This window comes from Psychrobacter halotolerans (assembly GCF_039680845.1).
GTDB lineage: Bacteria > Pseudomonadota > Gammaproteobacteria > Pseudomonadales > Moraxellaceae > Psychrobacter.
In genome coordinates this window covers 596,096-617,096 of the sequence record NZ_JBDKWD010000001.1, presented here as the reverse complement: position 1 = coordinate 617,096, position 21,001 = coordinate 596,096, and the positions used below count along the sequence as shown (strand labels likewise).

General features: G+C 44.0%; 21 protein-coding genes. 17 read left to right on the top strand and 4 right to left on the bottom strand.

Annotated elements, in window-relative coordinates:
- Positions 1-7: 7 nt before the first annotated feature.
- Entirely contained in the window at positions 8-838 is an 831-nt protein-coding gene (locus tag AAJP47_RS02650) for an AraC family transcriptional regulator (protein WP_346716348.1), read from the bottom strand.
- A 367-nt stretch (positions 839-1,205) separates the two neighbouring features.
- Here AAJP47_RS02650 and htpG point away from each other — a divergent pair, with 367 nt between their 5' ends.
- The 8 genes from htpG to AAJP47_RS02610 all read left to right on the top strand — a co-directional run bounded on the left by htpG (position 1,206) and on the right by AAJP47_RS02610 (position 8,667).
- Positions 1,206-3,167: a molecular chaperone HtpG gene (htpG, locus tag AAJP47_RS02645; RefSeq protein WP_346716347.1), complete on the top strand. Its 1,962-nt coding sequence runs from the start codon at positions 1,206-1,208 to the stop codon at positions 3,165-3,167.
- Between the two features lie 308 nt (positions 3,168-3,475).
- Positions 3,476-4,960, top strand: a complete 1,485-nt coding sequence (locus AAJP47_RS02640) for a C13 family peptidase (RefSeq protein WP_346716346.1) — start codon at positions 3,476-3,478, stop codon at positions 4,958-4,960.
- 119 nt (positions 4,961-5,079) lie between these two features.
- Positions 5,080-5,970: an S-formylglutathione hydrolase gene (gene fghA, locus AAJP47_RS02635; RefSeq protein ID WP_346716345.1), complete on the top strand. Its 891-nt coding sequence runs from the start codon at positions 5,080-5,082 to the stop codon at positions 5,968-5,970.
- Between the two features lie 288 nt (positions 5,971-6,258).
- Complete coding sequence (locus AAJP47_RS02630) at positions 6,259-6,507, top strand: TIGR03643 family protein (RefSeq protein WP_497198677.1); 249 nt, start codon at positions 6,259-6,261, stop codon at positions 6,505-6,507.
- A 124-nt stretch (positions 6,508-6,631) separates the two neighbouring features.
- Positions 6,632-7,324 (top strand): ribulose-phosphate 3-epimerase, encoded by a 693-nt coding sequence (gene rpe, locus AAJP47_RS02625; RefSeq protein ID WP_346716344.1) that lies wholly within the window; start codon positions 6,632-6,634, stop codon positions 7,322-7,324.
- Between the two features lie 58 nt (positions 7,325-7,382).
- Complete coding sequence (locus tag AAJP47_RS02620; protein WP_346716563.1) at positions 7,383-7,721, top strand: hypothetical protein; 339 nt, start codon at positions 7,383-7,385, stop codon at positions 7,719-7,721.
- 122 nt (positions 7,722-7,843) lie between these two features.
- Positions 7,844-8,155 (top strand): hypothetical protein, encoded by a 312-nt coding sequence (locus AAJP47_RS02615; protein ID WP_346716343.1) that lies wholly within the window; start codon positions 7,844-7,846, stop codon positions 8,153-8,155.
- Between the two features lie 200 nt (positions 8,156-8,355).
- Entirely contained in the window at positions 8,356-8,667 is a 312-nt protein-coding gene (locus tag AAJP47_RS02610; protein WP_346716342.1) for a hypothetical protein, read from the top strand.
- A gap of 123 nt (positions 8,668-8,790) precedes the next feature.
- Here AAJP47_RS02610 and rpmG read toward each other — a convergent pair whose 3' ends face one another.
- Together rpmG and rpmB are read right to left on the bottom strand one after the other, a co-directional pair.
- Positions 8,791-8,946, bottom strand: a complete 156-nt coding sequence (gene rpmG, locus AAJP47_RS02605; RefSeq protein WP_010201403.1) for a 50S ribosomal protein L33 — start codon at positions 8,944-8,946, stop codon at positions 8,791-8,793.
- A 130-nt stretch (positions 8,947-9,076) separates the two neighbouring features.
- Positions 9,077-9,313 carry a 50S ribosomal protein L28 gene (rpmB, locus tag AAJP47_RS02600; protein ID WP_346716341.1) on the bottom strand — a complete coding sequence of 79 codons (237 nt, stop codon included), beginning with the start codon at positions 9,311-9,313 and terminating at the stop codon, positions 9,077-9,079.
- Between the two features lie 483 nt (positions 9,314-9,796).
- Here rpmB and AAJP47_RS02595 point away from each other — a divergent pair, with 483 nt between their 5' ends.
- Entirely contained in the window at positions 9,797-11,836 is a 2,040-nt protein-coding gene (locus AAJP47_RS02595) for an Ig-like domain-containing protein (protein ID WP_346716340.1), read from the top strand.
- A 200-nt stretch (positions 11,837-12,036) separates the two neighbouring features.
- A complete protein-coding gene (gene purU, locus AAJP47_RS02590) occupies positions 12,037-12,969 on the top strand; it encodes a formyltetrahydrofolate deformylase (RefSeq protein ID WP_346716339.1) in 933 nt (310 codons plus the stop codon).
- A gap of 167 nt (positions 12,970-13,136) precedes the next feature.
- On the opposite strand, the gene AAJP47_RS02585 is transcribed toward purU, so the two are convergent.
- The gene (locus tag AAJP47_RS02585) at positions 13,137-13,937 is read right to left on the bottom strand and encodes a cytochrome C assembly family protein (protein ID WP_346716562.1); all 801 of its coding nucleotides are present in this window, start codon (positions 13,935-13,937) and stop codon (positions 13,137-13,139) included.
- A 406-nt stretch (positions 13,938-14,343) separates the two neighbouring features.
- On the opposite strand from AAJP47_RS02585, the gene ffh reads away from it, so the two are divergent.
- The 7 genes from ffh (at position 14,344) to AAJP47_RS02550 (ending at position 20,897) form a co-directional block, all read left to right on the top strand.
- Positions 14,344-15,891: a signal recognition particle protein gene (ffh, locus tag AAJP47_RS02580; RefSeq protein ID WP_346716338.1), complete on the top strand. Its 1,548-nt coding sequence runs from the start codon at positions 14,344-14,346 to the stop codon at positions 15,889-15,891.
- A 246-nt stretch (positions 15,892-16,137) separates the two neighbouring features.
- The gene (gene tsaB / locus AAJP47_RS02575; RefSeq protein ID WP_346716561.1) at positions 16,138-16,830 is read left to right on the top strand and encodes a tRNA (adenosine(37)-N6)-threonylcarbamoyltransferase complex dimerization subunit type 1 TsaB; all 693 of its coding nucleotides are present in this window, start codon (positions 16,138-16,140) and stop codon (positions 16,828-16,830) included.
- Between the two features lie 90 nt (positions 16,831-16,920).
- Complete coding sequence (locus AAJP47_RS02570; RefSeq protein ID WP_346716337.1) at positions 16,921-17,763, top strand: undecaprenyl-diphosphate phosphatase; 843 nt, start codon at positions 16,921-16,923, stop codon at positions 17,761-17,763.
- 177 nt (positions 17,764-17,940) lie between these two features.
- Positions 17,941-18,825: a class I SAM-dependent methyltransferase gene (locus AAJP47_RS02565; protein ID WP_346716336.1), complete on the top strand. Its 885-nt coding sequence runs from the start codon at positions 17,941-17,943 to the stop codon at positions 18,823-18,825.
- Between the two features lie 228 nt (positions 18,826-19,053).
- Positions 19,054-19,293, top strand: a complete 240-nt coding sequence (locus AAJP47_RS02560; RefSeq protein ID WP_346716335.1) for a hypothetical protein — start codon at positions 19,054-19,056, stop codon at positions 19,291-19,293.
- 13 nt (positions 19,294-19,306) lie between these two features.
- Positions 19,307-20,245 (top strand): 4-hydroxybenzoate octaprenyltransferase, encoded by a 939-nt coding sequence (gene ubiA / locus AAJP47_RS02555; protein WP_346716334.1) that lies wholly within the window; start codon positions 19,307-19,309, stop codon positions 20,243-20,245.
- Positions 20,238-20,897: a DUF4112 domain-containing protein gene (locus AAJP47_RS02550; RefSeq protein WP_346716333.1), complete on the top strand. Its 660-nt coding sequence runs from the start codon at positions 20,238-20,240 to the stop codon at positions 20,895-20,897. The genes ubiA and AAJP47_RS02550 overlap by 8 nt, the downstream gene beginning before the upstream one ends.
- The last annotated feature ends 104 nt before the right edge of the window (positions 20,898-21,001 follow it).

Below are 21,001 nucleotides of genomic sequence, written 5' to 3'. Positions count from 1 at the left end.
AAAAGAGCTATAAAGAGAGTTGGCGTTGATACTGTTTGATGGTGATGCCAAACACGCGTTTGAAATGTCTGTTTAGATGACTGTTGTCAGAAAAACCTGCATCAAGCGCGACGCGGGAAGCTGCAAAACCCAGTTCGATATATTGCCTTGCCAGATTGACGCGGCAGTTGATGACATACTGGTACGGCGTCAGCCCAAACTGCTGATTGAACAGTCGAATAAAATGATATTTGGACATGTTGGCCGCTGCTGCTATCGCATCAATCGAGAGATCCTCCGCAAGGTTTGCCCAGATATAATCTTTTGCTCGTATCAATAAGCTGTCTTTGCGAGAAGATAAGTTAAAGGTATCGACTGTACGGCCTGAATGCCTAAGTAATGAGTGAGCAATATTAAACAGAACTTGCTCGGTCTCGATGGCGCTTGATTGATGGTAGCTAATCATTTGTTTGAGCAGCAGCACGTAGCGAGCAAGCGCGGCATCAGCCAGCAACGTGCTTTTGAGTCTGGGCGTTTCATTGGTTTGGTGTCCGAGGGCTTGAAACAAAGGCTGCAACTCGTTTGGATGTACGTATAACATGACGTACTCTAACTGCTCGCCTATGCCAGAGTGACCATCGTGCACCTCGTCTGGACTAAAAACAATCACGCCGCCAGCAGGACTTCTATGAAAGGCATTTTGACAAAAAAAATCTTGGCGTCCTTTGAGCGTCACACCGATTGAATACTCCTCATGCGCGTGTTTCGAATACGAAAAATCACTCATTTTTGCATCAAGTAAAGTAAATTGATTGGATGCATTGTCTTTAATGTATCGAAACTGATTGAGTTGCTTCACGTATCTGCTCTCCTGCCGCTTACTGTCTTTTTATTATACAAACCTATGTAAAAAAAAACTGGAACAAAATTGCGCGATATAATAATGGTGCTTTTAACTGGTAACCTCGATATTGAAAAGTAGGTCAAGTTGAGGTGTGGTCGTTATAGACATCGTATGTGCTAAAGCGTTCAAAGGTTGTGGTCCGTCAGTTTAAAAAAATGAATGCTAAACAGATAGTGACGCTTGAAATTTTTTGCTACGCCCCTATTAGTATAAGCAGCTTAGTAATATTCAAAACGGCGGTTTATCATAGCCGTTTTAGTACGTTTCAATAGAATCACCGCTATCTTAGAATAATTTTCTAACACCATTAAAGGAGTTTTTTATGAGTGAAGCAACTCAAGCTGAAGGTCTAAATCCAGAATTAAAAAAACACACCTTTGAGGCAGAAGTGGCGCAGTTGCTGCATCTAGTGACGCATTCGCTATATTCTAATGCCGATATTTTCGTCCGTGAGCTGGTGTCTAACGCTTCTGATGCGTGCGACAAATTGCGCTTTGAAGCCACCAATGATGACAGCCTTTATGAAAATGATGGTGAACTGCGTATCCGTATCGCCGTCGATGAAGAGGCCAAAACCATTACCTTTACCGATAATGGTATCGGCATGAATGAAACCGATGCGATTGAAAACTTGGGTACAATTGCCAAATCAGGCACCAAAGCATTTTTGGACAAACTGTCTGAATCACAAAAACAAGACGGTCAATTGATCGGACAGTTTGGTGTTGGTTTTTATTCAGGTTTTATTGTGGCCGATACCATCAGTGTGGAATCACGTAAAGCGGGCGAGCCTGCGGACAAAGGCGTGCGCTGGGTATCAGATGGGACAGGTAGCTTTACCGTTGAGCCGATCAATAAAGCCGCGCGTGGCACCGCCATTACTTTGCATCTAAAAGAAGAATATAGCGAGGGCGAAGACAGCTATCTTGATCGCGCTCGAATCAAGCGTTTGGTGAATAAATATTCAGACCATATCAGCTTGCCGATTCAAATGCGTAAAGAAATTTGGCAAGAAGACGTCGTCGATGACGAGAATGACGACACGCCAGCGGGCGGCGAGATGGTACTGACCGATGAGTGGGAAACCATCAATAAAGCCAGCGCGCTATGGACACGCGCAGCGTCTGAAGTGGAAGATGACGAGTATGTCGATTTCTACAAAAACATCACCTATGACATGGATGCGCCGCTAACTTGGACGCACAACCGTGTTGAAGGTCGCGTACAATATACGCAATTGCTATATATCCCCAAAAAAGCGCCTGTCGATCTATACACGCGCGAGCAGCAGCACGGTCTAAAGCTGTATGTCAAACGTGTTTTTATTATGGACGAAGCTGAGCAGCTGCTACCGATGTACTTGCGTTTTGTGAAAGGCGTGATCGATTCAGCAGACTTGCCATTGAACGTCAGCCGTGAGCTGTTACAAGAGTCGCGTGATGTAAAATCCATTCGTGATGGTAATGCACGCCGTATTTTGACCTTGTTATCAAGCTTGGCCAATAGCGAAGACAGCGATAAGCAAGAAAAATTCGCTGAGTTCTACGCAGAGTTTGGCGATGTGATCAAAGAAGGTCTTGGCGAAGACATGGGCAATCAAGAGCGTATTGCCAAATTGCTGCGTTATGCGACCAGCACACAAGATGGCCTTAAAACCAGCTTTGAAGATTATAAAGGTCGTATGGTCGAGGGCCAAAAAGCCATCTATTATCTGACAGCGGATAACTTGGCAGCGGCAAAAAATAGCCCGCAGCTTGAGCTATTTAAGAAAAAAGGCATTGAAGTTATCTTGATGACCAGCCGCGTTGACGAATGGGCGATGAACTTCTTGACCCAGTTTGATGAAACGCCGCTACAGAACATCGCCAAAGGCGCGGTAGATTTGGGCGACTTGCAAGATGAGACCGAAAAAGCGGAAGCAGAGAAGGCACAAGAAACCTTAAAGCCAGTCGTTGATAAGTTAAAAACGGCGTTGGGCGAGCGTGCTAAAGACGTGAAAGTGTCAACGCGCCTGGTTGACAGCCCAGCGTGCTTGGTGGTTGGCGAAGGTGAGTTATCACCGCAAATGATCCAAATGCTCAAGCAAATGGGGCAGGATGTACCAGAGAGCAAACCCACACTTGAGGTTAACCCTGATCATCCACTAATCAAAAAGTTAGAAAGCAGTGAGCAGTTCGATGATTTGGCGCAAGTGATTTTTGACCAAGCATTGCTCGCTGATGGTGGACAATTAGAAGATCCAGCGGCTTATTTAAAGCGTGTCAATGAGCTATTAATGAGATAATATATTGCATTGCATCAAAAAGGAGATCTTGGCTACAAGGTCTTCTTTTTTTTGTCTGAGTTTTCGTAAATTTTACAAATCAGCCTTATCGTCTTAACCGACAATCCGTTACAATCGCGATAGATTAGCGAGCTAGACTGTTGGTTTGTGTCATTCGCTATTTATCACCATTTCCTAGTGAATTAAATATAAAATTGATGTCTGTATGCCATGCAAAAGTTATAAATTAATGACATTAAGCGGCTATAACGTTACGGCATTGATCGTTGGCTCACTTTATTTTTTTGACTGGATAGAGGTCTAAGTCTTTGTCACTTGCGTCTTTAAAAACCGTATCCCTTCAGCGCTTTTCACTCAATTTCGCTGCCAATATTATCGCCACCTTGTGGATGCTAGTTGGCTCAACCCGCGCGTTTTCTTGGGTGAAGCCGACCTTTATTCAGTTTGCTGTATTTGCGCTATTAGCGCTTGGCAGCAATGTGCTTTTTTCATGGCTAGCCGCTGAGAGCGGCAGTCTCTTTAATGAGCAAGGGTTGGTCAGCTATTTGATTTGGCCCATGATTATTTTATTGGGCGGCATTATTTTGGCACGGCGCGCGGGCAATCAGTCGCTACTGTTTGTGCCCGTGGTCTTATGGTTGGTTGCCGACACATTATCAGCGTTACTACAAAGCTTGATGCAATTGTTAGGCAGTTACGGCTGGCTGCCTGATTGGAGTTATTCGTTTCTACCGATTTTGTTTTTGGTGCTGTTTTTATGGCAGACGCTGGCGTTATTGTGGATTTTTTCGCGTCGCCTGCGGATACCCTGGTGGGAGCGAATCATTGTACTGGTCGGCGCGGTGGCGCTCTTGACGATTTGGCAACGTAATGTCGCGGATCAGCCAATTTTTAAACAAATCCCTGTAGAGCCTGTATTAGAAGAAGCGGCCTTTTATGAGCAGCCCCGATTGTTGCAGCAAGCTTTAAATAGCATTGACCCGAGCGTCTCGGGCAGGACGGACTGGTATTTTATGGGTGTGGCAGGATTCTCTGGACAGGATGTTTTTCGTTCGGAGATTAATAAAGTGCGCGAGTTATTTGATGTGCGTTTTGGCACCAGCGGTCATTCTTTGTCCCTGATTAATAATACCTATAGCTGGCTTGATGAGCCAATCGCAACCAAGACCAGTATTCTGCGTGGCCTAAAAAGAATTGGTCAGCAGATGAATGCGGACGAGGACGTGCTATTTCTTACTTTATCATCACACGGCAATACAGACATCGTTCAACTGGCCAATCCGCCACTGGCGATGGATAATCTAGATGCTGCATGGTTACGGGAAGCGTTAGATGCTTCCGGCATTCGCTGGCGTGTGATTGTGGTGTCGGCTTGTTATTCAGGCTCGTTTATTGATGATTTGGCCTCTCCAACCACCGTGGTGATTACCGCCTCTGCTGCTGATAAGCCATCGTTCGGATGTACCAATACTGCTGAAATGACGTATTTTGGGCAAGCGTTCTTTGCTGAGAGTCTGCGAAACAATACCAGTTTTGAAGCCGCTTTCAAGGATGCAAGAGTGCGTGTTCATGAGCGCGAAAATGCCATGGGATTTGAACCATCGGAGCCGCAAATGGCCGTTGGTAGCCTTATGGAGACGGCACTTCCAGCGTTCGAGCAGGTGTTGTTTGATAAAACGCGGCCGCCCGTGGCGTCTACCATTGAGTCCAACAATACGGCCATCAATATACTACCGGCGGGCACGGCTCGTCAGCCTCAGCCAGTCGATAACGCCGCGCCCACAGCTGATTAATATTTCAATATGATTTGAGGTTTTAAAGATACCTTTATTGCCTAACCATTAAAGATTAAAGACGACAGGTTCTTTATCAATTGCCTTATCATTTATTTTAGATAAAAAGGATGTCACTCATGAATAATTCTTATAACCACAGTTTGTCTGTTAATACCAAGCTTACCCAAAAAAGTGTGAACCGCTGCTTTAATGGTGAACAGCATTATTATCGTCATCAATCAGCTGCGACCAAAACACCGATGACATTCAGTATTTATATGCCTGATGAAGCGCTATCGGGGCAGCTTTGCCCCGCCATTTTATACCTGTCAGGATTGACCTGTAGTGCAGATAACGTCACCCACAAAGGCCATTTTCAACAAAAATGTAGCGAGCTTGGTATTATCTTTATCGCACCTGATACATCGCCGCGTAGTGATGCTGATATTGAAGTAGCCGACGATGAGCGTTATTTTGTCGGACAAGGCGCGGGTTACTATGTCGATGCTAAAGAGGCGCCATGGGCTGAGCATTTCAATATGGAAACCTATATTGTTGAGGAGTTGTACGATCTATTACGCGCCGAATTCCCAATCAGTACGATGGGTATCATGGGACACTCAATGGGTGGACACGGCTCCTTGCTATTAGGGTTTAAGCACCCCAGTAAGTTTATTAGTGTCTCCGCCATGTCACCGGTTTGCTCGGCGAGTGAGTCCTCATGGGGTCAAAAAGCGTACACTGAATACTTTGGTGATGACAAAACCTTGTGGGAGAAGGCTGATGCCTCAAAAGTAATTGCCAAATTAGGTCGGCAGTATGCCAGTATTTTGGTGGATCAAGGCGGTGCAGATGAGTTCTTTTTAGAGGGACACTTGCAAACGTCAAAGCTGCAAGAAGCTTGTGAGAAAGCCAAACAGCCATTGACGCTGCGCTACCATGCTGGACATGATCACAGTTATTATTTTATTCAAAGTATGATAACTGACCATATTGAGCATCATTGGCATATGGCCCAGCTCAATTAGGACAAACCCTCGCATTTGCTGTGATGTTTTTATCGCATATTTATTTTTTAAAAGGTCAGTCTTATGGCAAGTTATCAGGATTTAACCAGCAAAAATGTTGCCCAGCCCTCATCAGGTTCTGGCGCTGCTGAGTCTACGCTTGCTACCATGCAAGCGGATATGGACGCGGCATTAAAAGATAAACAGCAGACCAGTACGAATACAGAGGCTGATTTAGAGAGTAAGCTGCCACGTTTGGCCCAATCAGATGATAGGATCGCCCAATCAGTCAATGAAGCTGGCGCGCGCGTGTTGAGCGAGGAACAAGTCTCACGAGTGATAGAGATGGCATGGGAAGACAGAACGCCATTTGGCGCGATAGAGCATAGCTATGGTTTGGCTGAGCCTGACGTCATTAAGCTGATGCGCCAAGAGTTAAAGCCATCGTCTTTTAAGTTATGGCGTGAGCGAGTAACCAATCGTGCCACCAAACATCAAGCAAAACGAGAGTTTGAGGTTGGCCGAGCGTATTGCAAAACGCAGTATAAACCGCGCTAGTGATGTAATAATAAATAGCACTGTTTTTATTACCTAAAAAACGCGATGGCCAATTCTTTTTTCCTTTATCGGTGTTTTCTTTAAACCTAAAAATTTCTTTAAACCTAAATTAGGTAGCTTTATTATGATTAGTTCTTCTAAACCTTATCTTATCGCCCCTTCGATTCTGTCAGCTGATTTTGCGCGTTTGGGTGAAGAGGTAGAAAAAGTACTAGAGTCGGGTGCCGATGTGATTCATTTTGATGTAATGGACAATCATTACGTGCCCAATCTGACGTTTGGTAGTATGATTTGTAAAGCGCTACGTGATTATGGAATTGATGCGCCGATTGACGTCCATCTGATGGTGTCTCCTGTCGATAGCATGATTGAGCAGTTTTTAGAGGCGGGTGCCAGTATTATCACCTTCCATCCAGAAGCCAGTGCCCATGTTGATCGCTCCTTACAATTGATTAAAGATGGCGGGGCAGAATGTGGTTTGGTGTTGAATCCCGCCACTCCTCTACATTATTTGGATCACGTCATGGACAAAGTTGATCAAATATTGCTCATGAGTGTCAACCCTGGGTATGGTGGTCAGTCATTTATCGACAGTACCTTAGATAAAGTGCGCCAAGTCCGTCAGCGTATCATTGCTAGTGGTCGAGCCATCAGATTGGAAGTGGATGGCGGTATTAAAGCCAGTAACATTCGTGCCGTTGCCGAAGCGGGGGCAGATATGTTTGTCGCAGGCTCTGCGATATTTAATCAAGAAGATTACAAAGCGGCTATCGATGCCATGCGCCAAGAGCTAACGCTGGCAAATACTGATCAGTAACCGACACTCTGCATAGTGTTAAGTGACGTAAAGGTGAAATATGGACGCAGAAAAATCAATGAACTCCTCAGCACTGTCCGAACCAGTCAAACGTACTGAGACAAAACGCAGTTTGGTACCGAAAGGCATTACTATTGGCCTAGCAATCTTTGCGCTGGTGCTCAGCCTTGCTGGTTATGGATTTCGTCTGATGGTTGGTGATGATGTTGGTACGGTGCTGCGTCATGCTGCCGTTATCGTGCCTACCTTTGTGCTTGGCATTCCACTGTTTTTTTGGCTTGGTTCCCGAGTAGTCAACAAGGTTAAAGGTCTGAACATTGAGACAAGAAACGCGTTGACGCTTGGCTGGTTGACTGCCTGTGTGGCGATGCTATGGTTGATGGGCTCATATAGCTAAAGTCTCTAACACTACCAGCACTATTCATTGATAAATACAGCGTTGTAGACTTTTTATCAGTCAACTTTTAAACCTTTTTTTAATGATTAAGCCATGCGCCACTTACATGGCTGGAATTTTATATGCGAATCGTACCAACCAGTATTGCCAACATTATTTATCCAAAAGATTTACCAAACGGTTTGTTTACAAGCTTGATTGTAGCCTGTCTGCTGATGGGCTTGGCCTCATTGCGTCATGGTACGGACTTACAAGGTTGGCTGAACGTCATTGAAAACTGGCTGCTTATGCTTTTGATACTGCCAACGGCGACTGCCACAGTGGCATTACCGTTTAAATATCGCGACCCCACGCTTGAATTAAAGCTTGTTTATTATCTTGGCATGTTTGTTGCTTTCTTATTTACAATAGCAAAGCTTCGCTATTGGCGCTAATGGGGTAAGCCCGCTTATTTTAAAATAGCATTCTGTAGAAGACTTATAGAAGAGGCCTTGAATTTTAAGCCTAAAGCGTCCATTGTATAGGTAAGACAGTTTTACCCGCGTTACTAATTTATCCGTATTGCTAATAAAACGGTGGCTTGCGATATAAGGTTTTTTTGCAAGTATTACACGGGACTATAAGGAACAAGCGAATGCCATACGATATCGATAATGATATAGAAGTAGACAACGATAATACCGATCAATTTGCAGGATTTGCCAAGGAAACCACGCTTGAGCTGGTCGAGGCTGAAGATGGTAGATTGTTATTGCGTGATGCCGAACAAGATGAGGCACCGCTTATGACCATTGATTTTTCTGATAAGCTAAAAGAGCTGCTCGGTAGTGACACTCAAGCAGTTGGACAGCATATGATACATGCTGCGATACAGATCATTATGCAAAAGCAGATGAGCCAGTGGCACGCGCACGTTTATGATAAAGAACCAACCCACTATAGTTAAGTTTGATAGGTTTCTAAATAATTTTTGAATCGGTCTTCCATTAAGTTTATAACCATAAAAAAGGGTTTATCTATTGATAAACCCTTTTTTGTGTTCAAACAAAACTGTCGATAAAAACAGTTATTATTTGATTTTGGCTTCTTTAAAGATCACATGCTGGCGTACTTTTGGATCAAACTTTTTGATTTCCATTTTGCCTGGCATAGTGCGCTTGTTTTTAGTAGTGGTGTAGTAATACCCAGTACCAGCAGTCGATACTAACTTAATCTTATCTCTCATGATAGCTTTCCTGTAAATGAGGGGTCTTAAAACGATAGGTATGCGTCTCAAGTAATAAGTTGCTACCTATGGCAGCACAAAAGCAGCTTACTAACGAAATGATCGCTATAGATAAGCTGCTAGTGTTTACTTATACTTTTTGACCTTGTGCGCGTAGATCCGCTAGCACTTTATCGATACCCAGTTTGTCAATCATGCGCATACCTTTGGTAGACACACGTAGACGTACAAAACGATTTTCAGACTCTACCCAAAAACGATGGTTGTGTAGGTTTGGTAGAAAGCGACGACGGGTTTTGTTGTTTGCGTGCGAAACATTATTACCCACCATAGGGCGCTTTCCAGTCACTTGGCAAACTCGAGACATGGCGAACTCCTAATCTATGAGGTATGAGGTTTTCTCATACCAGTCTGGGCAAGTTGCACGTTTTTGCGGCATGGACACAGCAAGCGGCAGCTTTGCACCAAACAAAACTATATGAAGGTTGAGCTGGTAAAACTGCTATCTAAAGGCAAATAACAGCCTGACCAATTCAGAAAATTTTAAAGCCGACATTTATACCATAAAATAGATGAATACTCAAATATTTTTATGATTATTGTTGGTTTAAAGGATGAGTATTATACCCTGAAATGCGTGGGCTATGTTGTTGATTATTTAATAGTAACCCGTAATTTTTAGTTGTAAGTTATAACAAAAGTCAGTAAAGTTGCTGTTATATATTTAATACATTCTGTTAATACTACTTGCCTCAATGTAAACCTATGTATCATTACCAATCTATTCTGAATCTGTGTAATGTTTTTGCTTATTTGCTCGAATAAATTACTGCTCATGCGGAGTCTAAAAATGTCATATAGCTCATTACCTTTTGCTTCCAAGCTATTTAAACTCACTTCTTTGACTTGCGCACTAGCGTTGGCAGGTTGTGGAGGCGGAGATGGTACTGATACGATTGCACCTGAGCCTGATACGGGTGTGACTCAGCCTGGCAATGGTAATGATGGTGGTAATGGCCCAGTCACACCAGTTGACGCCATACAGGTAACGCCGATATCATTAACTGATGTGAACGGCGATGTCACTCGTATTATTACGTCTTCAGGCGCCAATGCAAGTGTGGTAGTAAAGGACGAGACTGGCGTACCTGTTAGTGGGGCATTGGTGGCTTTTGTAGGAGAAGCGGTCACGTTTGGTACGGATAATGGTAAAGTATTAACTAATGAAGATGGAGAGGCGAATATATCGGTCAAACCATTAGATAGTACCACCACGGGTAGTTATACGCTAAATGCAACGGTCAGTTATAATAACCTGACAGCAACCACTCCAAATTATAGTTTTTCACTAAAACCCATTGACGTAATCTTAGCTGATTTTGCCTTATCTTCTACAAGTCTGAATTCAGGCGGCACTGCAAATATTACATTAAAAACAAAAGATTCTAGTAATAATATGGATCAAAATGATGTCACGGTTAATTTTAGTACTAGCTGTGGCACTTTTGACAACAACAGTATGATCTCTAGTAATCAAGGGGATGTCATTGCTACCTATACAGCCGTAGATGCAAATGGAAATTTATGTGCAGGCACACAAACCATTACTGCTACTCCTACAAACAATCCAGAAAATGGACAAACAAGAACGATCAGTATCGCAAATGTTGAAGCAAGCTCAATATTTTACACGACGACTGATCCGGTACAGCTAGGTGCTAGCAATAGTGGATCATCAAGTTCTGGACAGATAGTATTCACCGTCTATGCAAATGGTCGTCCTGCTGCCAATCAGCAAGTTGAAATCAGTAAAGTATCTGCTCCTAGAGATTTTAGATTTGTGACATTAAACAATCAGGCATCTCAAACAGTGACCAGTGATTCTCAAGGTAACGTAGTTGTTAACTTATACCCTGGTGCTTTACCTGGACCTGTAGAAATAAAAGCAGCCTTAATCTCAAACCCTAACGTCTTTGCCTTATCTAAAGACGTCTCCGTAGCAACAGGGCGTGCCACTCAAAATGGCGTGAGTATCTCATTAAGTAAAAATGTATTGGCCGTTAGTGCTGATGGTGATACCGCTACGATTACCGCAAGGCTGGTCGATAGAGTAGGGAACCCTGTACCAAATGGTACAACTGTAAGTTTTGTGAGCGAAGGTGGCAGAGTGACGCCAAATTGTGCGACTCAAAGTGGCGTTTGTTCGGTTGAATTTAGTACACAAAACCCTCGCCCAGTAGACAACCGTATCTCGGTCGTTGCCTATGTTGAAGGGGACAAGGACTATATTGATAGAGACGGTGATAACCAGTTTAGTGCTGGTGATGTCTTTACTCGTAATATCGGTGACTTCTTCCGCGATGACAATGAAAACAATCAATATGATTCAGAAGCAGGTGAGTTTGTGTATAGAAGAGACGCTTCAGGTGCTGCTTGTGCCCCTTCAACCTTTAGTCAACCAAATATCTTGGGTACGTGTGGTAATGGTTTAGCGACTATATTGCGCTATCAGTTTGTACTAGGCTTGGCTGCAGATACACCTTTACTTGCAGGTTTACCTCTTACACTAACACCTAATCCCATCAACAATTTAGATACTCCTAGAACTATCAGTTTTCAAATGTTTGGCAACTCAGCTCAGACAGTGTCTATGGCATCGGGCACTACTATAGGTATTGCTGCAGAGGGTGGGAGTTGTGAAGCTGAATTTACCAGTGGAAATTTAACGGTCCCTAGTGTAGTTGATCTTAGCAATCAAACAGTAAATGCTAGTAACGTTAGCTATAGATTCTCTTATACTGGCTGTCAGAGAAATGACAAAATTAAAATAACGGTTACTACGCCAGCCCCATCTGCTACGACAACGACTAGAACTTTATTGGTACAATAAAATAAGATTCTTTCTAAAACCCCCAACTCTACGTTGGGGGTTTTTGCATTAACCGCTTAAATAATTTAATTACCCTAAATAACCAAAAACAAGCAACTCGCTCAGCAAAGCCTAGCGAAAAAGATTAAAATAGTCGATTTCCTATGCTGCTGATAGCATTTAAATTTAGTGATTATTTTATTTTTTTAATTGGGCGTACTATGTCAGACAATACCAAGATGGCTTCCTCATCGAATATCCAGCCGAACATCCTCTCTACTGAATCACCTGCGAGCGAGGCTATTGATACCGCAACGCTTTTAATCAAATGCAAAGATCAAGCGGGTATCGTACAAGCGGTATCTGAGTTTATTCATCGCTATGGTGCTAATATTATTACGCTCGATCAATACTCAACCGCTCACGAAGGCGGTCAATACTTTATGCGTTTAGAGTTCGCTTTGGCAGGGTTGAGTGAGATCATCGACAATTTTGAAGTCAGCTTCGGACATACCGTTGCCAAACGCCACAACATGGATTGGCGTCTACACAACAATGCGATTAAGACCAAAGTGGGTATTTTGGTGTCCAAGTTCGATCATGCATTATTAGATTTGTTATGGCGTCATCAGCGCGGCTTGCTGGACTGCGAGATCACCTGTGTCGTCAGCAACCATCCTGATTTGCGTCAAGCGGTCAAAAACTTTGGTATCACGTTTCATCATGTGGCCGTTAATAAAAACAATAAGGAACAGGCAGAAGAGCAGATTCATAAATTGATGGAAGGGAATGATTTACTGGTACTAGCGCGTTACATGCAAATACTGTCACCAGATTTTGTGAAACGTTGGCCGATGCAAGTGATTAATATCCATCATTCGTTCTTGCCAGCTTTTGTGGGTGCAGATCCTTATCGTCAAGCTTATGATAAAGGCGTCAAGCTGATTGGAGCGACCGCGCATTACGTGACCGCCGAGCTCGATCAAGGGCCTATTATCGAGCAAGACGTCCACCGTGTGACCCATCGTCAAGGTGTGACAGAACTGCGGGCCATTGGTCGTGATATCGAGCGCAATGTATTGGCGCGTGCTGTCAACTGGCATGTGCAGAATCGTGTAATCGTCGCGGGGAATAAGACCGTCGTTTTTAATTAAAACGGCGTTTAAGTATCAGCATTCTGTTAAAAGCTCATCTCATTTCTGAGTAGATGTTATTCAAATAATATTTATCTAAACGGTATTTATCTAAAAAACATCTAAATATTGTTTCAGTTTGCAGTCAGCGAAAGTGTTAGAACTACTGCTTGCCATTTCCTATTACATCAGCCAATGCCAAGCAGTAGTTCTAACACAAACTTGCTGCCGACAAAACCAATAGCCAATAAAATAAAAGCGTAAATGGTGATGTTGGCGGCACGTTTGCCACGCCATCCGGCGCGCCAATGACCGAGTAAAAGGGTGCCAAACAACAACCATGAGAGTACACTAAAGACCGTTTTATGGACAATATGCTGCGCCATCAAATCTTCTACATAGATAAAACCGATGCCGAGCGCGATACTGAGTAAGACAAATCCCACCAAAAGCATGTCAAACAATAAGCTCTCCATACTCTGTAAGGACGGTAACTTATTGACCCAAAAGCGGTGAATGGTTTGGTGCTTGAGTTCACGGATTTGGAGACGCAAAAATAGCGCTTGTATCGCGGCCATCAGCAGCACACAATAAGCGGCAAAAGACAGCAGAATATGAGCCTCAAGCCCAAGGCTGATATTGGTTATCGGTTGATAAGGGGCGCGTCCGATATAACCAACGGTCATACCCACCAACGCCGATGGCGCCGCTAAAATGCCAAGACTGACAATGGGTCGATACAAGCAAAACAGCACATAAAAGAATAAGAAAAATAAGCTGATTAAGCTAATAACGTTAAATAAATTAAAATTTAGACCGTAAAGCGTGACCACGTAGGGATACAGTAATACCGCGTGCGCGACCATACCAACCACCAATAAGCCCAAACTGATGCCTTTATTGATAAGTTTGTCCTGAGTCAGCGCAAAACCAATGTAAATGCTGACTAAGATATAAGCTAGGCTAGCAAGTAAGAATGCAAGGTGCACAGACATAAAGCCTCATCTTATATTGAGCGTATAATGACTGCTCAATGCAATGCGAAAGTGGTATTATCGGAATGATTAGAATAATTGTCCAATTTATCATAAAATGGTGATCAATTGAGTACCATCTTGCGTATTCCTTATAATTGCTCGACTAAGTCACGCTGAACCAAACCCAATAAGCATAAACGACGGCTTAGATAGTCAAGCCTTTTGCAAAACGATGATAATATTGGCGTCATATTTTGCTATAGTATTGATAATAGACTGTTTTTTGATCATTGGTTTGTAAAATGCGATCTGATATTTATCAATTACACCCCATATTACCTGTAAGCCATCTAAATGGTTGCACTAAAAGCTATTTTAACAAAGAATTATTTTAACGGATTTTAACTGAGAGTTATTTATGTTTGATACCTTAACAGAACGTTTATCGTCGAGCCTACGCAATATTGTGGGGACTGGGCAACTGACTGAAGACAATATCAAAGACACCTTACGTGAAGTGCGTATGGCGCTGCTAGAAGCTGACGTGGCACTACCAGTCACGCGTGACTTTGTGAAGCGTGTCAAAGAGCAAGCGCTGGGTGCTGAGGTCTTAAAAGAGCTGGCACCAGGACAAGCTTTTGTCAAAATCGTCCATGACGAGCTGACCGAAATGATGGGCAGTGCCAACCAACAGCTAGAGATGACGGGCAAGCCGCCCGTTGTTTATTTGCTAGCGGGATTGCAAGGGGCAGGTAAAACAACCACCGCTGGTAAGCTTGCCAAATTCTTACAAGAGCGCCATAAGAAAAAAGTCATGTTGGTTTCAGCTGACGTCTATCGTCCGGCCGCTATCAAGCAGCTTGAGCAGGTAGCGGGTCAAGTTGATGCCAAGTTTGTAAATTCAAGCACGGATGAGAATCCGATTGATATTGCGCGTCGAGCGATAGAAGAAGCCAAAATTCAGTATCAAGATATTTTGATCATCGATACAGCAGGTCGTTTGCACATCGATGACGACATGATGGATGAAATTAAAGCACTCACGGCGGCGGTCAATCCTTCGGAAACGCTGTTTGTTGTCGATGCCATGACCGGTCAAGATGCGGCCAATACGGCCAAAGCATTTAATGATGCGTTGCCATTGACAGGGGTGATCCTAACTAAGACTGACGGTGATGCTCGCGGCGGTGCAGCACTATCGGTACGTGCGATCACAGGTAAACCGATTAAGTTCTTGGGTCGCGGCGAAAAATTAGATGCGTTAGAGCTGTTCCATCCAGAGCGTATTGCTCAGCGTATTTTAGGTATGGGTGATGTTCTAAGCCTCGTCGAAGAAGTTGAGCAAAAAATTGACCGCGATAAAGCCGAAAAAATGGCGAAAAAGATGCAGAAGGGCGGTGATTTCGACCTTGAGGATCTATTGACTCAGTTCCAGCAAATGAAGAGCATGGGCGGTATGGCAGGATTTTTAGACAAAATGCCAGGTATGGGCGGCTCTGACATGCAAAAAGCGGTCGAAGATGCCAAACCTGAAGAAAAAGTGCGTGAGATGGAAGCGCTGATTAATTCTATGACCCCATTTGAACGCAAAAATCCTGACAAAATCAATCCAAGCCGTAAGCGCCGTATCGCTGCAGGGTCAGGTCGTGAGATTCAAGACGTCAATCGTTTGCTCAAGCAACACAAGCAAATGGCAAAAATGATGAAAATGATTTCAAAACCTGAAGGCATCAGCAAAATGATGAAATCAATGCAAGGCTTAATGGGCGGCGGCGCTGGTGGTAGCGGTGGCGGCGGTCCATTGTTTGGCGGCGGTCAGCAAGGCGGTGCCAAGGATGTAAACCCTGAGCAAATGGCAAAACAAATGGGGCTTGATCCTAACAACATGCCAAGCACCGAAGAGATGCAAAAGCAAATGCAAGAGATGCAAAATCAAGCGCCAAAGAAGTTTAAAACGCGCTTTTAATCACTTGATAAGTAGTGACTAAATTTAGATAACTAACCTTGAATGATTAAGGTTGTTGTTTATAAAACCTCAAAGCTAAAATAGTTTTGAGGTTTTTTTATACCTGTCTTGTTTGAGCCAGTTGTCATGAATAAAGTGTGAAAAATATAGAAAGTAATAAAAATGACCTGGCCTAAATGCTATGATAGGCCAAATTTATTAAGCCAATGCTTTTTTATAATACCGACAGTATAAGCCGAGAGTATGATGTTTTTATCCATGGATACCGTGTTTGATCAGTGCTCAGTTGCGATTTTAGATTCGAATGGCCAAGTGTTATCGAGTCATACCGAGACGGGCAAGCGCCAGCAGACCCAGCAGATTCTTCCAATGATTGATGCTGCGCTGTCTGAGGCTCAGTTAAAGCTTGCTGATATACAAGCCTTGATATTCAACAGAGGCCCTGGCGCGTTCAGTGGTATACGCATCAATACCGCCGTGGTACAGGCACTGTCTGTGGCGCACGACATACCTTGTGTGGGCGTATCAAGCTTACAGGCGATTGCCCAATGTGCCTATCTACAATATGGCTTAAGCGATGTATACAGCGCGCTCGATGCGCGTATGCAGCAGGTTTATTTTGGCCACTATGCTATAAAAGATGCTGATCGTTTAATAATGCAGCCAGTGTTCGATAACGATAACGATAGCACAGAGCAACTGCTTGATTACGATGTCCAAACCATGCTCAATCTACCGATTGTTGGTAATGGCTCGGTACTGTTAGCGCGGCAGGATGAGCAAGTCTGCCATGAAGATGTTTGGCCGGATGCGGTCGTGATAGGACAGCTGGGTATTGTTCAATTTATGACCTCAGGTGGAACCGATGCCGCCAATGCATTGCCCAAGTATTTGCGCAATCAGGCATGGAAAACGTTAAAAGAGCAAGGGAAGGCGTGATTATTACCATTGCCATTACTCGTTAAAAATATTAGAACATACTAAAAACTATACTGAACCATCAGTATATCTTCGTCTAGGAAAGTCATTGTGGATATCATTTTATTAATTCAAGCTGTCATCATGGGTATCGTTGAAGGTATCACTGAGTTTTTACCCATCTCCAGTACTGGCTATTTGATTCTATCAGCAGATGTGATGAGCTTTTGGACCAAAGAAAAAGTAGATTTGTTCGTTGTGGTGGTGCAGCTTGGTGCGATATTGGCGGTTATCTATGACTACTGGGGCAGACTGTGGCAGGCTTTGATAGGCTTGTTGACGGGTAAAGCAGATGGCATGGCAAACCCAAGACAACTTGGATTGAGTCTGATTGTGGCGACGATTCCAGTGATGATCGTGGGTTTTACCTTCGCTGATGAGATTAAAGCCTATTTGTTTAACCCGATTGTCGTTGCAATTATGCTAATCGTTGGGGGCTTGTTGATATTTTATGTTGAGAAGCGTCCCAAGCCAATCATTGCTCAAGAAGCGGAAGATGTCAGTCTAAAAACTGCTTTGCTCATTGGTCTGTTTCAGTGTATTGCATTGATACCAGGGACGTCGCGTTCAGGCTCCACCATTATTGGGGCGTTATGGCTTGGGGTATCACGTAAAGCGTCTGCTGAATTTTCTTTCTTTTTAGGTATTCCCGTGATCGTGGGTGCAGCGCTATTGGATCTGTTCAGACATGGCGATGTGTTGACCAACAGCGAAGATTGGCTGGTAATCGGTATTGGAACCGTCGTATCCTTTGTGGTCGCGCTCCTTTGTATTCGCTTTTTGGTTGCATGGGTGAGTCGTCGTGACTTTACGATTTTTGCGTGGTTGCGTATCATTACGGGCGTTATTGTGTTGATTGCAGCGTGGGGCTTTGGCTATCAGATGACGGCTTAATGTATATCAACTATAGTATATTTAGTCCTAAATAAAAAAAGACCACCTATTATCACGCCCTACTGAAACAAATTTTTCTTGCTTGCTGTGCCTTCGCAGACAGAGGCGACGTAAAACTTATTTCAGTAGGGCTGTATTGGTTTTATAGGGGGTAAACTATAAGAAGCAATGACTATCATGACCCACATACAACAAGCATCAAGCCTCTTTATGTATTGCCAACTGTTTTATGCAAGCGAATTGCAGCACGCTCAGGTAACAGCATTACAGGCGTTGATAGATCAGCACCAGTTGCCCATCGTTTTAAATCCTGAGCTGCTGACGGAAAAACTTACTCAAAAACGTCGCCAGCAGTTGTGTCAGCTATCTATCCAACCGCTATTATTATTGGACAATAATAATGCGCTGTCATGGCTGAGCGATGGACTCAGCGTTGCACCTGAATGGGACAAATTACAACGGCGTGTAGTAAGCGCGGGACGTAAGTCAGAGTTGCTATTACAGGCGGCAAAAATCACATCGGATAGCGCAGTTATTGATGCCACGGCAGGTTTCGGCCATGACAGTCTGATATTAGCCAGTACGGGCGCTCAAATTATTATGCTTGAGCAGCAACCATTGATGGCGTTACTATTATTGGCAGAGCAGCAGCGTATGAGTCAATTGGCGAATTGGCAGAAGCTAATGACACGTCTGCAAATCATTAATACCGATGCGCTCAGCTACTTTGAAATGGTGAACAACCAATCCGTATCTGAAAACAATAAGACAGTTGATGTGGTTTATCTAGACCCTATGTTTCCAGAGGACAGCTATCAAGACCGCAAAACGGGCAAAGGTGCCAAAGTCGGCAAACATATGCAAGCCTTGCACCAATTGGCTCGTCCACCAACGGTGGATGAAGAGCAGCAATTACTACAAGGTGCTTTGGCGGTCGTCGGTCATAATGGATCTAGGCGGGTCATTGTCAAACGTCCACAATTTGCGCCACTACTTGCCAATCAATCGCCAAGTGAGAGTTGGCACAATGAAGCGGTGCGTTTTGATGGCTATTTTGTTTAAGATAGTCGATGCACTTTAAACCCAATATAGTGCTGCCAAGATAAGTTTTTTGTAGCCTCTGTCACGCCTGCGAACAGCAAGCAAGAAAAACTGTCACAATAGCGCGCAGCTACTAAAGTATCGATTTTATATTGAACTGGCTATAGTTATTTTTTGAAGGCTATTTCGATCCATTCAGTAAATGGATTTACTGATGAAGCTTATATTACATTAATCTAGGAGCAGGGAATGTCAGTGCTGATTATTTGGGTCATGGGTGCTATTTTGCTATTGATAAACATCATGCTACGGACTCGAATCCTACGGCTCGAAGCACGGCTAAAAGAGCTGAGCAATCCGCAAGAGCAATTGGCATTTTTGCGCCAACAAGCTTCCAAAAAAGAAAAAATTGCCGCTATCAAAGCGTTGCGCAAACAGTATCCTGAGATATCACTGATGGAAGCAAATCGCTTATGGCAGCAAATATAGAGACCTCCATATTATGATACAAACTCATTCGCCCCTGACATTTACCCAAAAGCTTCGCGCCTATATGCAGCTGACTCGATTTGATAAGCCTGTTGGCATTGAGCTGCTCTTATGGCCGACGCTATGGGGCGTGATGCTGGCTGCAATGGGACAAGCGCAGCAGCAAGGGCTGACGGCAGGTCTGCCAAGTCTGAAAGTATTTGTGTTATTTGCGCTAGGTGCTGTATTCATGCGGGCCGCAGGTTGTGCGATCAATGATTTTGCTGATCGTAAGGTAGATGGTCATGTGACTCGCACCAAAGGTCGCCCATTGGCTGATGGTCGTTTATCGGGCAAAGAAGCCATTGCTGCCTTTTTGGTATTGGTTATATTAAGCGCAGGTTTGTTGGTCTTTTTGCCCATTGCTGTGTTCTATTGGTCGTTCGGTGCTATCGTATTGGCGTTTATTTACCCCTTTATGAAACGCTACACCCAATTGCCGCAAGTGTTTTTGGCAGCGGCATTTGGTTGGGCAATACCGATGGCGTATGTGGCGGTGCAAGGCGCGCCTGATATCTGGTGTTGGCTGCTATTTCTTGCCTATATGTGCTGGACCGTGGCTTATGATACCCAGTACGCCATGGCAGACCGCGAAGACGATTTAAAAATCGGTATCAAATCCACGGCGATATTGTTTGGTCGTTTCGATGTGGTGATTATTTCTATCTTACAGGTGTTATTTTTACTGATAATGGGCGTGGTGCTATGGCACTATTTTGCGCCAACCAGCTTGAGCATCACACCCATATTTGGCTTAGCGCTTGTGGCGATGATGTTTGCCAAGCAGAACAGCGCTTGTGCCAGTCGTCAGGCGCTGGCATGTTTTCAGGCTTTTTTGGCCAATATTTGGGTAGGGCGTTATGTCTTCGCGCTCATCGCTATCGCTTGTCTATGGACGACTTTCAATGGATAGATTCTCAAAGTTAAAGAGAAAAAGAACACCCAACTCGGGTGCTTCTGCCATCAATTATGAGGCCAAGCTGGCTGAACATGGATTAACGCGTCAGCAAGTGATCGCAGCGGAACGTAAACTGGCAAAGTTTGCCAATGTCATGGATTCGCTTGTACGGATTCCCTTTACCAAGCAGGGCATGGGTGCGGATGCGGCGCTTTCAACCATTCCGCTGGCAGGCGATTTGGCAGGATTGGCCTTAACCAGTTATGCCTTTATATTGGGTCGCCAGTTGGGTGTGCCGGCGCATAAAATGACGCCTGCTGTCAGGCTGGCGCTTCTCGACATGGTTGTTGGTATCGTGCCGGGTATTGGCACGCTATTGGATATCTTTATCCGTCCCAGTCGTAAGACGTTGGGCATCGTTCATCAGCACATACAGGACGAGTACGGCATCACTGATGTCACGCATATTGATCGACCATTTTTGCATCAGTCGCTAGAGAATAAACAGCAGAAAAGTGGCTTTTGGCGTAATCCGATTATTGCTTGGCTGTATTTGCATATCCCTGATATCCTCGGTTTGATATTTATTGTGTTGCTTGGTTGGGGATTATGGGCAGGAATCAGTTGGCTTGTCGGTCTATTTGGGAATACGACGGGGTTTGGTTAGAAGCTCGTAAGCCTACTATTCAAAAAGGCGGCAACGATATCACGTTTGCCGCCTTTTTTTGGTCAATAATTTGGTCCTACTGTTAATCCAACATAAAACTAAGA

What these genes read in the sequence shown, in the direction of transcription:
- AAJP47_RS02620 (WP_346716563.1), top strand. Translation starts at nt 7,383, where the DNA reads ATGAACTCCTCAGCACTGTCCGAACCAGTCAAACGTACTGAGACAAAA.
- htpG (WP_346716347.1), top strand. Translation starts at nt 1,206, where the DNA reads ATGAGTGAAGCAACTCAAGCTGAAGGTCTAAATCCAGAATTAAAAAAA.
- AAJP47_RS02560 (WP_346716335.1), top strand. Translation starts at nt 19,054, where the DNA reads ATGTCAGTGCTGATTATTTGGGTCATGGGTGCTATTTTGCTATTGATA.
- ubiA (WP_346716334.1), top strand. Translation starts at nt 19,307, where the DNA reads ATGATACAAACTCATTCGCCCCTGACATTTACCCAAAAGCTTCGCGCC.
- rpe (WP_346716344.1), top strand. Translation starts at nt 6,632, where the DNA reads ATGATTAGTTCTTCTAAACCTTATCTTATCGCCCCTTCGATTCTGTCA.
- rpmB (WP_346716341.1), bottom strand. Translation starts at nt 9,313, where the DNA reads ATGTCTCGAGTTTGCCAAGTGACTGGAAAGCGCCCTATGGTGGGTAAT.
- AAJP47_RS02610 (WP_346716342.1), top strand. Translation starts at nt 8,356, where the DNA reads ATGCCATACGATATCGATAATGATATAGAAGTAGACAACGATAATACC.
- tsaB (WP_346716561.1), top strand. Translation starts at nt 16,138, where the DNA reads ATGTTTTTATCCATGGATACCGTGTTTGATCAGTGCTCAGTTGCGATT.
- AAJP47_RS02615 (WP_346716343.1), top strand. Translation starts at nt 7,844, where the DNA reads ATGCGAATCGTACCAACCAGTATTGCCAACATTATTTATCCAAAAGAT.
- ffh (WP_346716338.1), top strand. Translation starts at nt 14,344, where the DNA reads ATGTTTGATACCTTAACAGAACGTTTATCGTCGAGCCTACGCAATATT.
- AAJP47_RS02550 (WP_346716333.1), top strand. Translation starts at nt 20,238, where the DNA reads ATGGATAGATTCTCAAAGTTAAAGAGAAAAAGAACACCCAACTCGGGT.
- rpmG (WP_010201403.1), bottom strand. Translation starts at nt 8,946, where the DNA reads ATGAGAGATAAGATTAAGTTAGTATCGACTGCTGGTACTGGGTATTAC.
- fghA (WP_346716345.1), top strand. Translation starts at nt 5,080, where the DNA reads ATGAATAATTCTTATAACCACAGTTTGTCTGTTAATACCAAGCTTACC.
- AAJP47_RS02565 (WP_346716336.1), top strand. Translation starts at nt 17,941, where the DNA reads ATGACCCACATACAACAAGCATCAAGCCTCTTTATGTATTGCCAACTG.
- AAJP47_RS02595 (WP_346716340.1), top strand. Translation starts at nt 9,797, where the DNA reads ATGTCATATAGCTCATTACCTTTTGCTTCCAAGCTATTTAAACTCACT.
- purU (WP_346716339.1), top strand. Translation starts at nt 12,037, where the DNA reads ATGTCAGACAATACCAAGATGGCTTCCTCATCGAATATCCAGCCGAAC.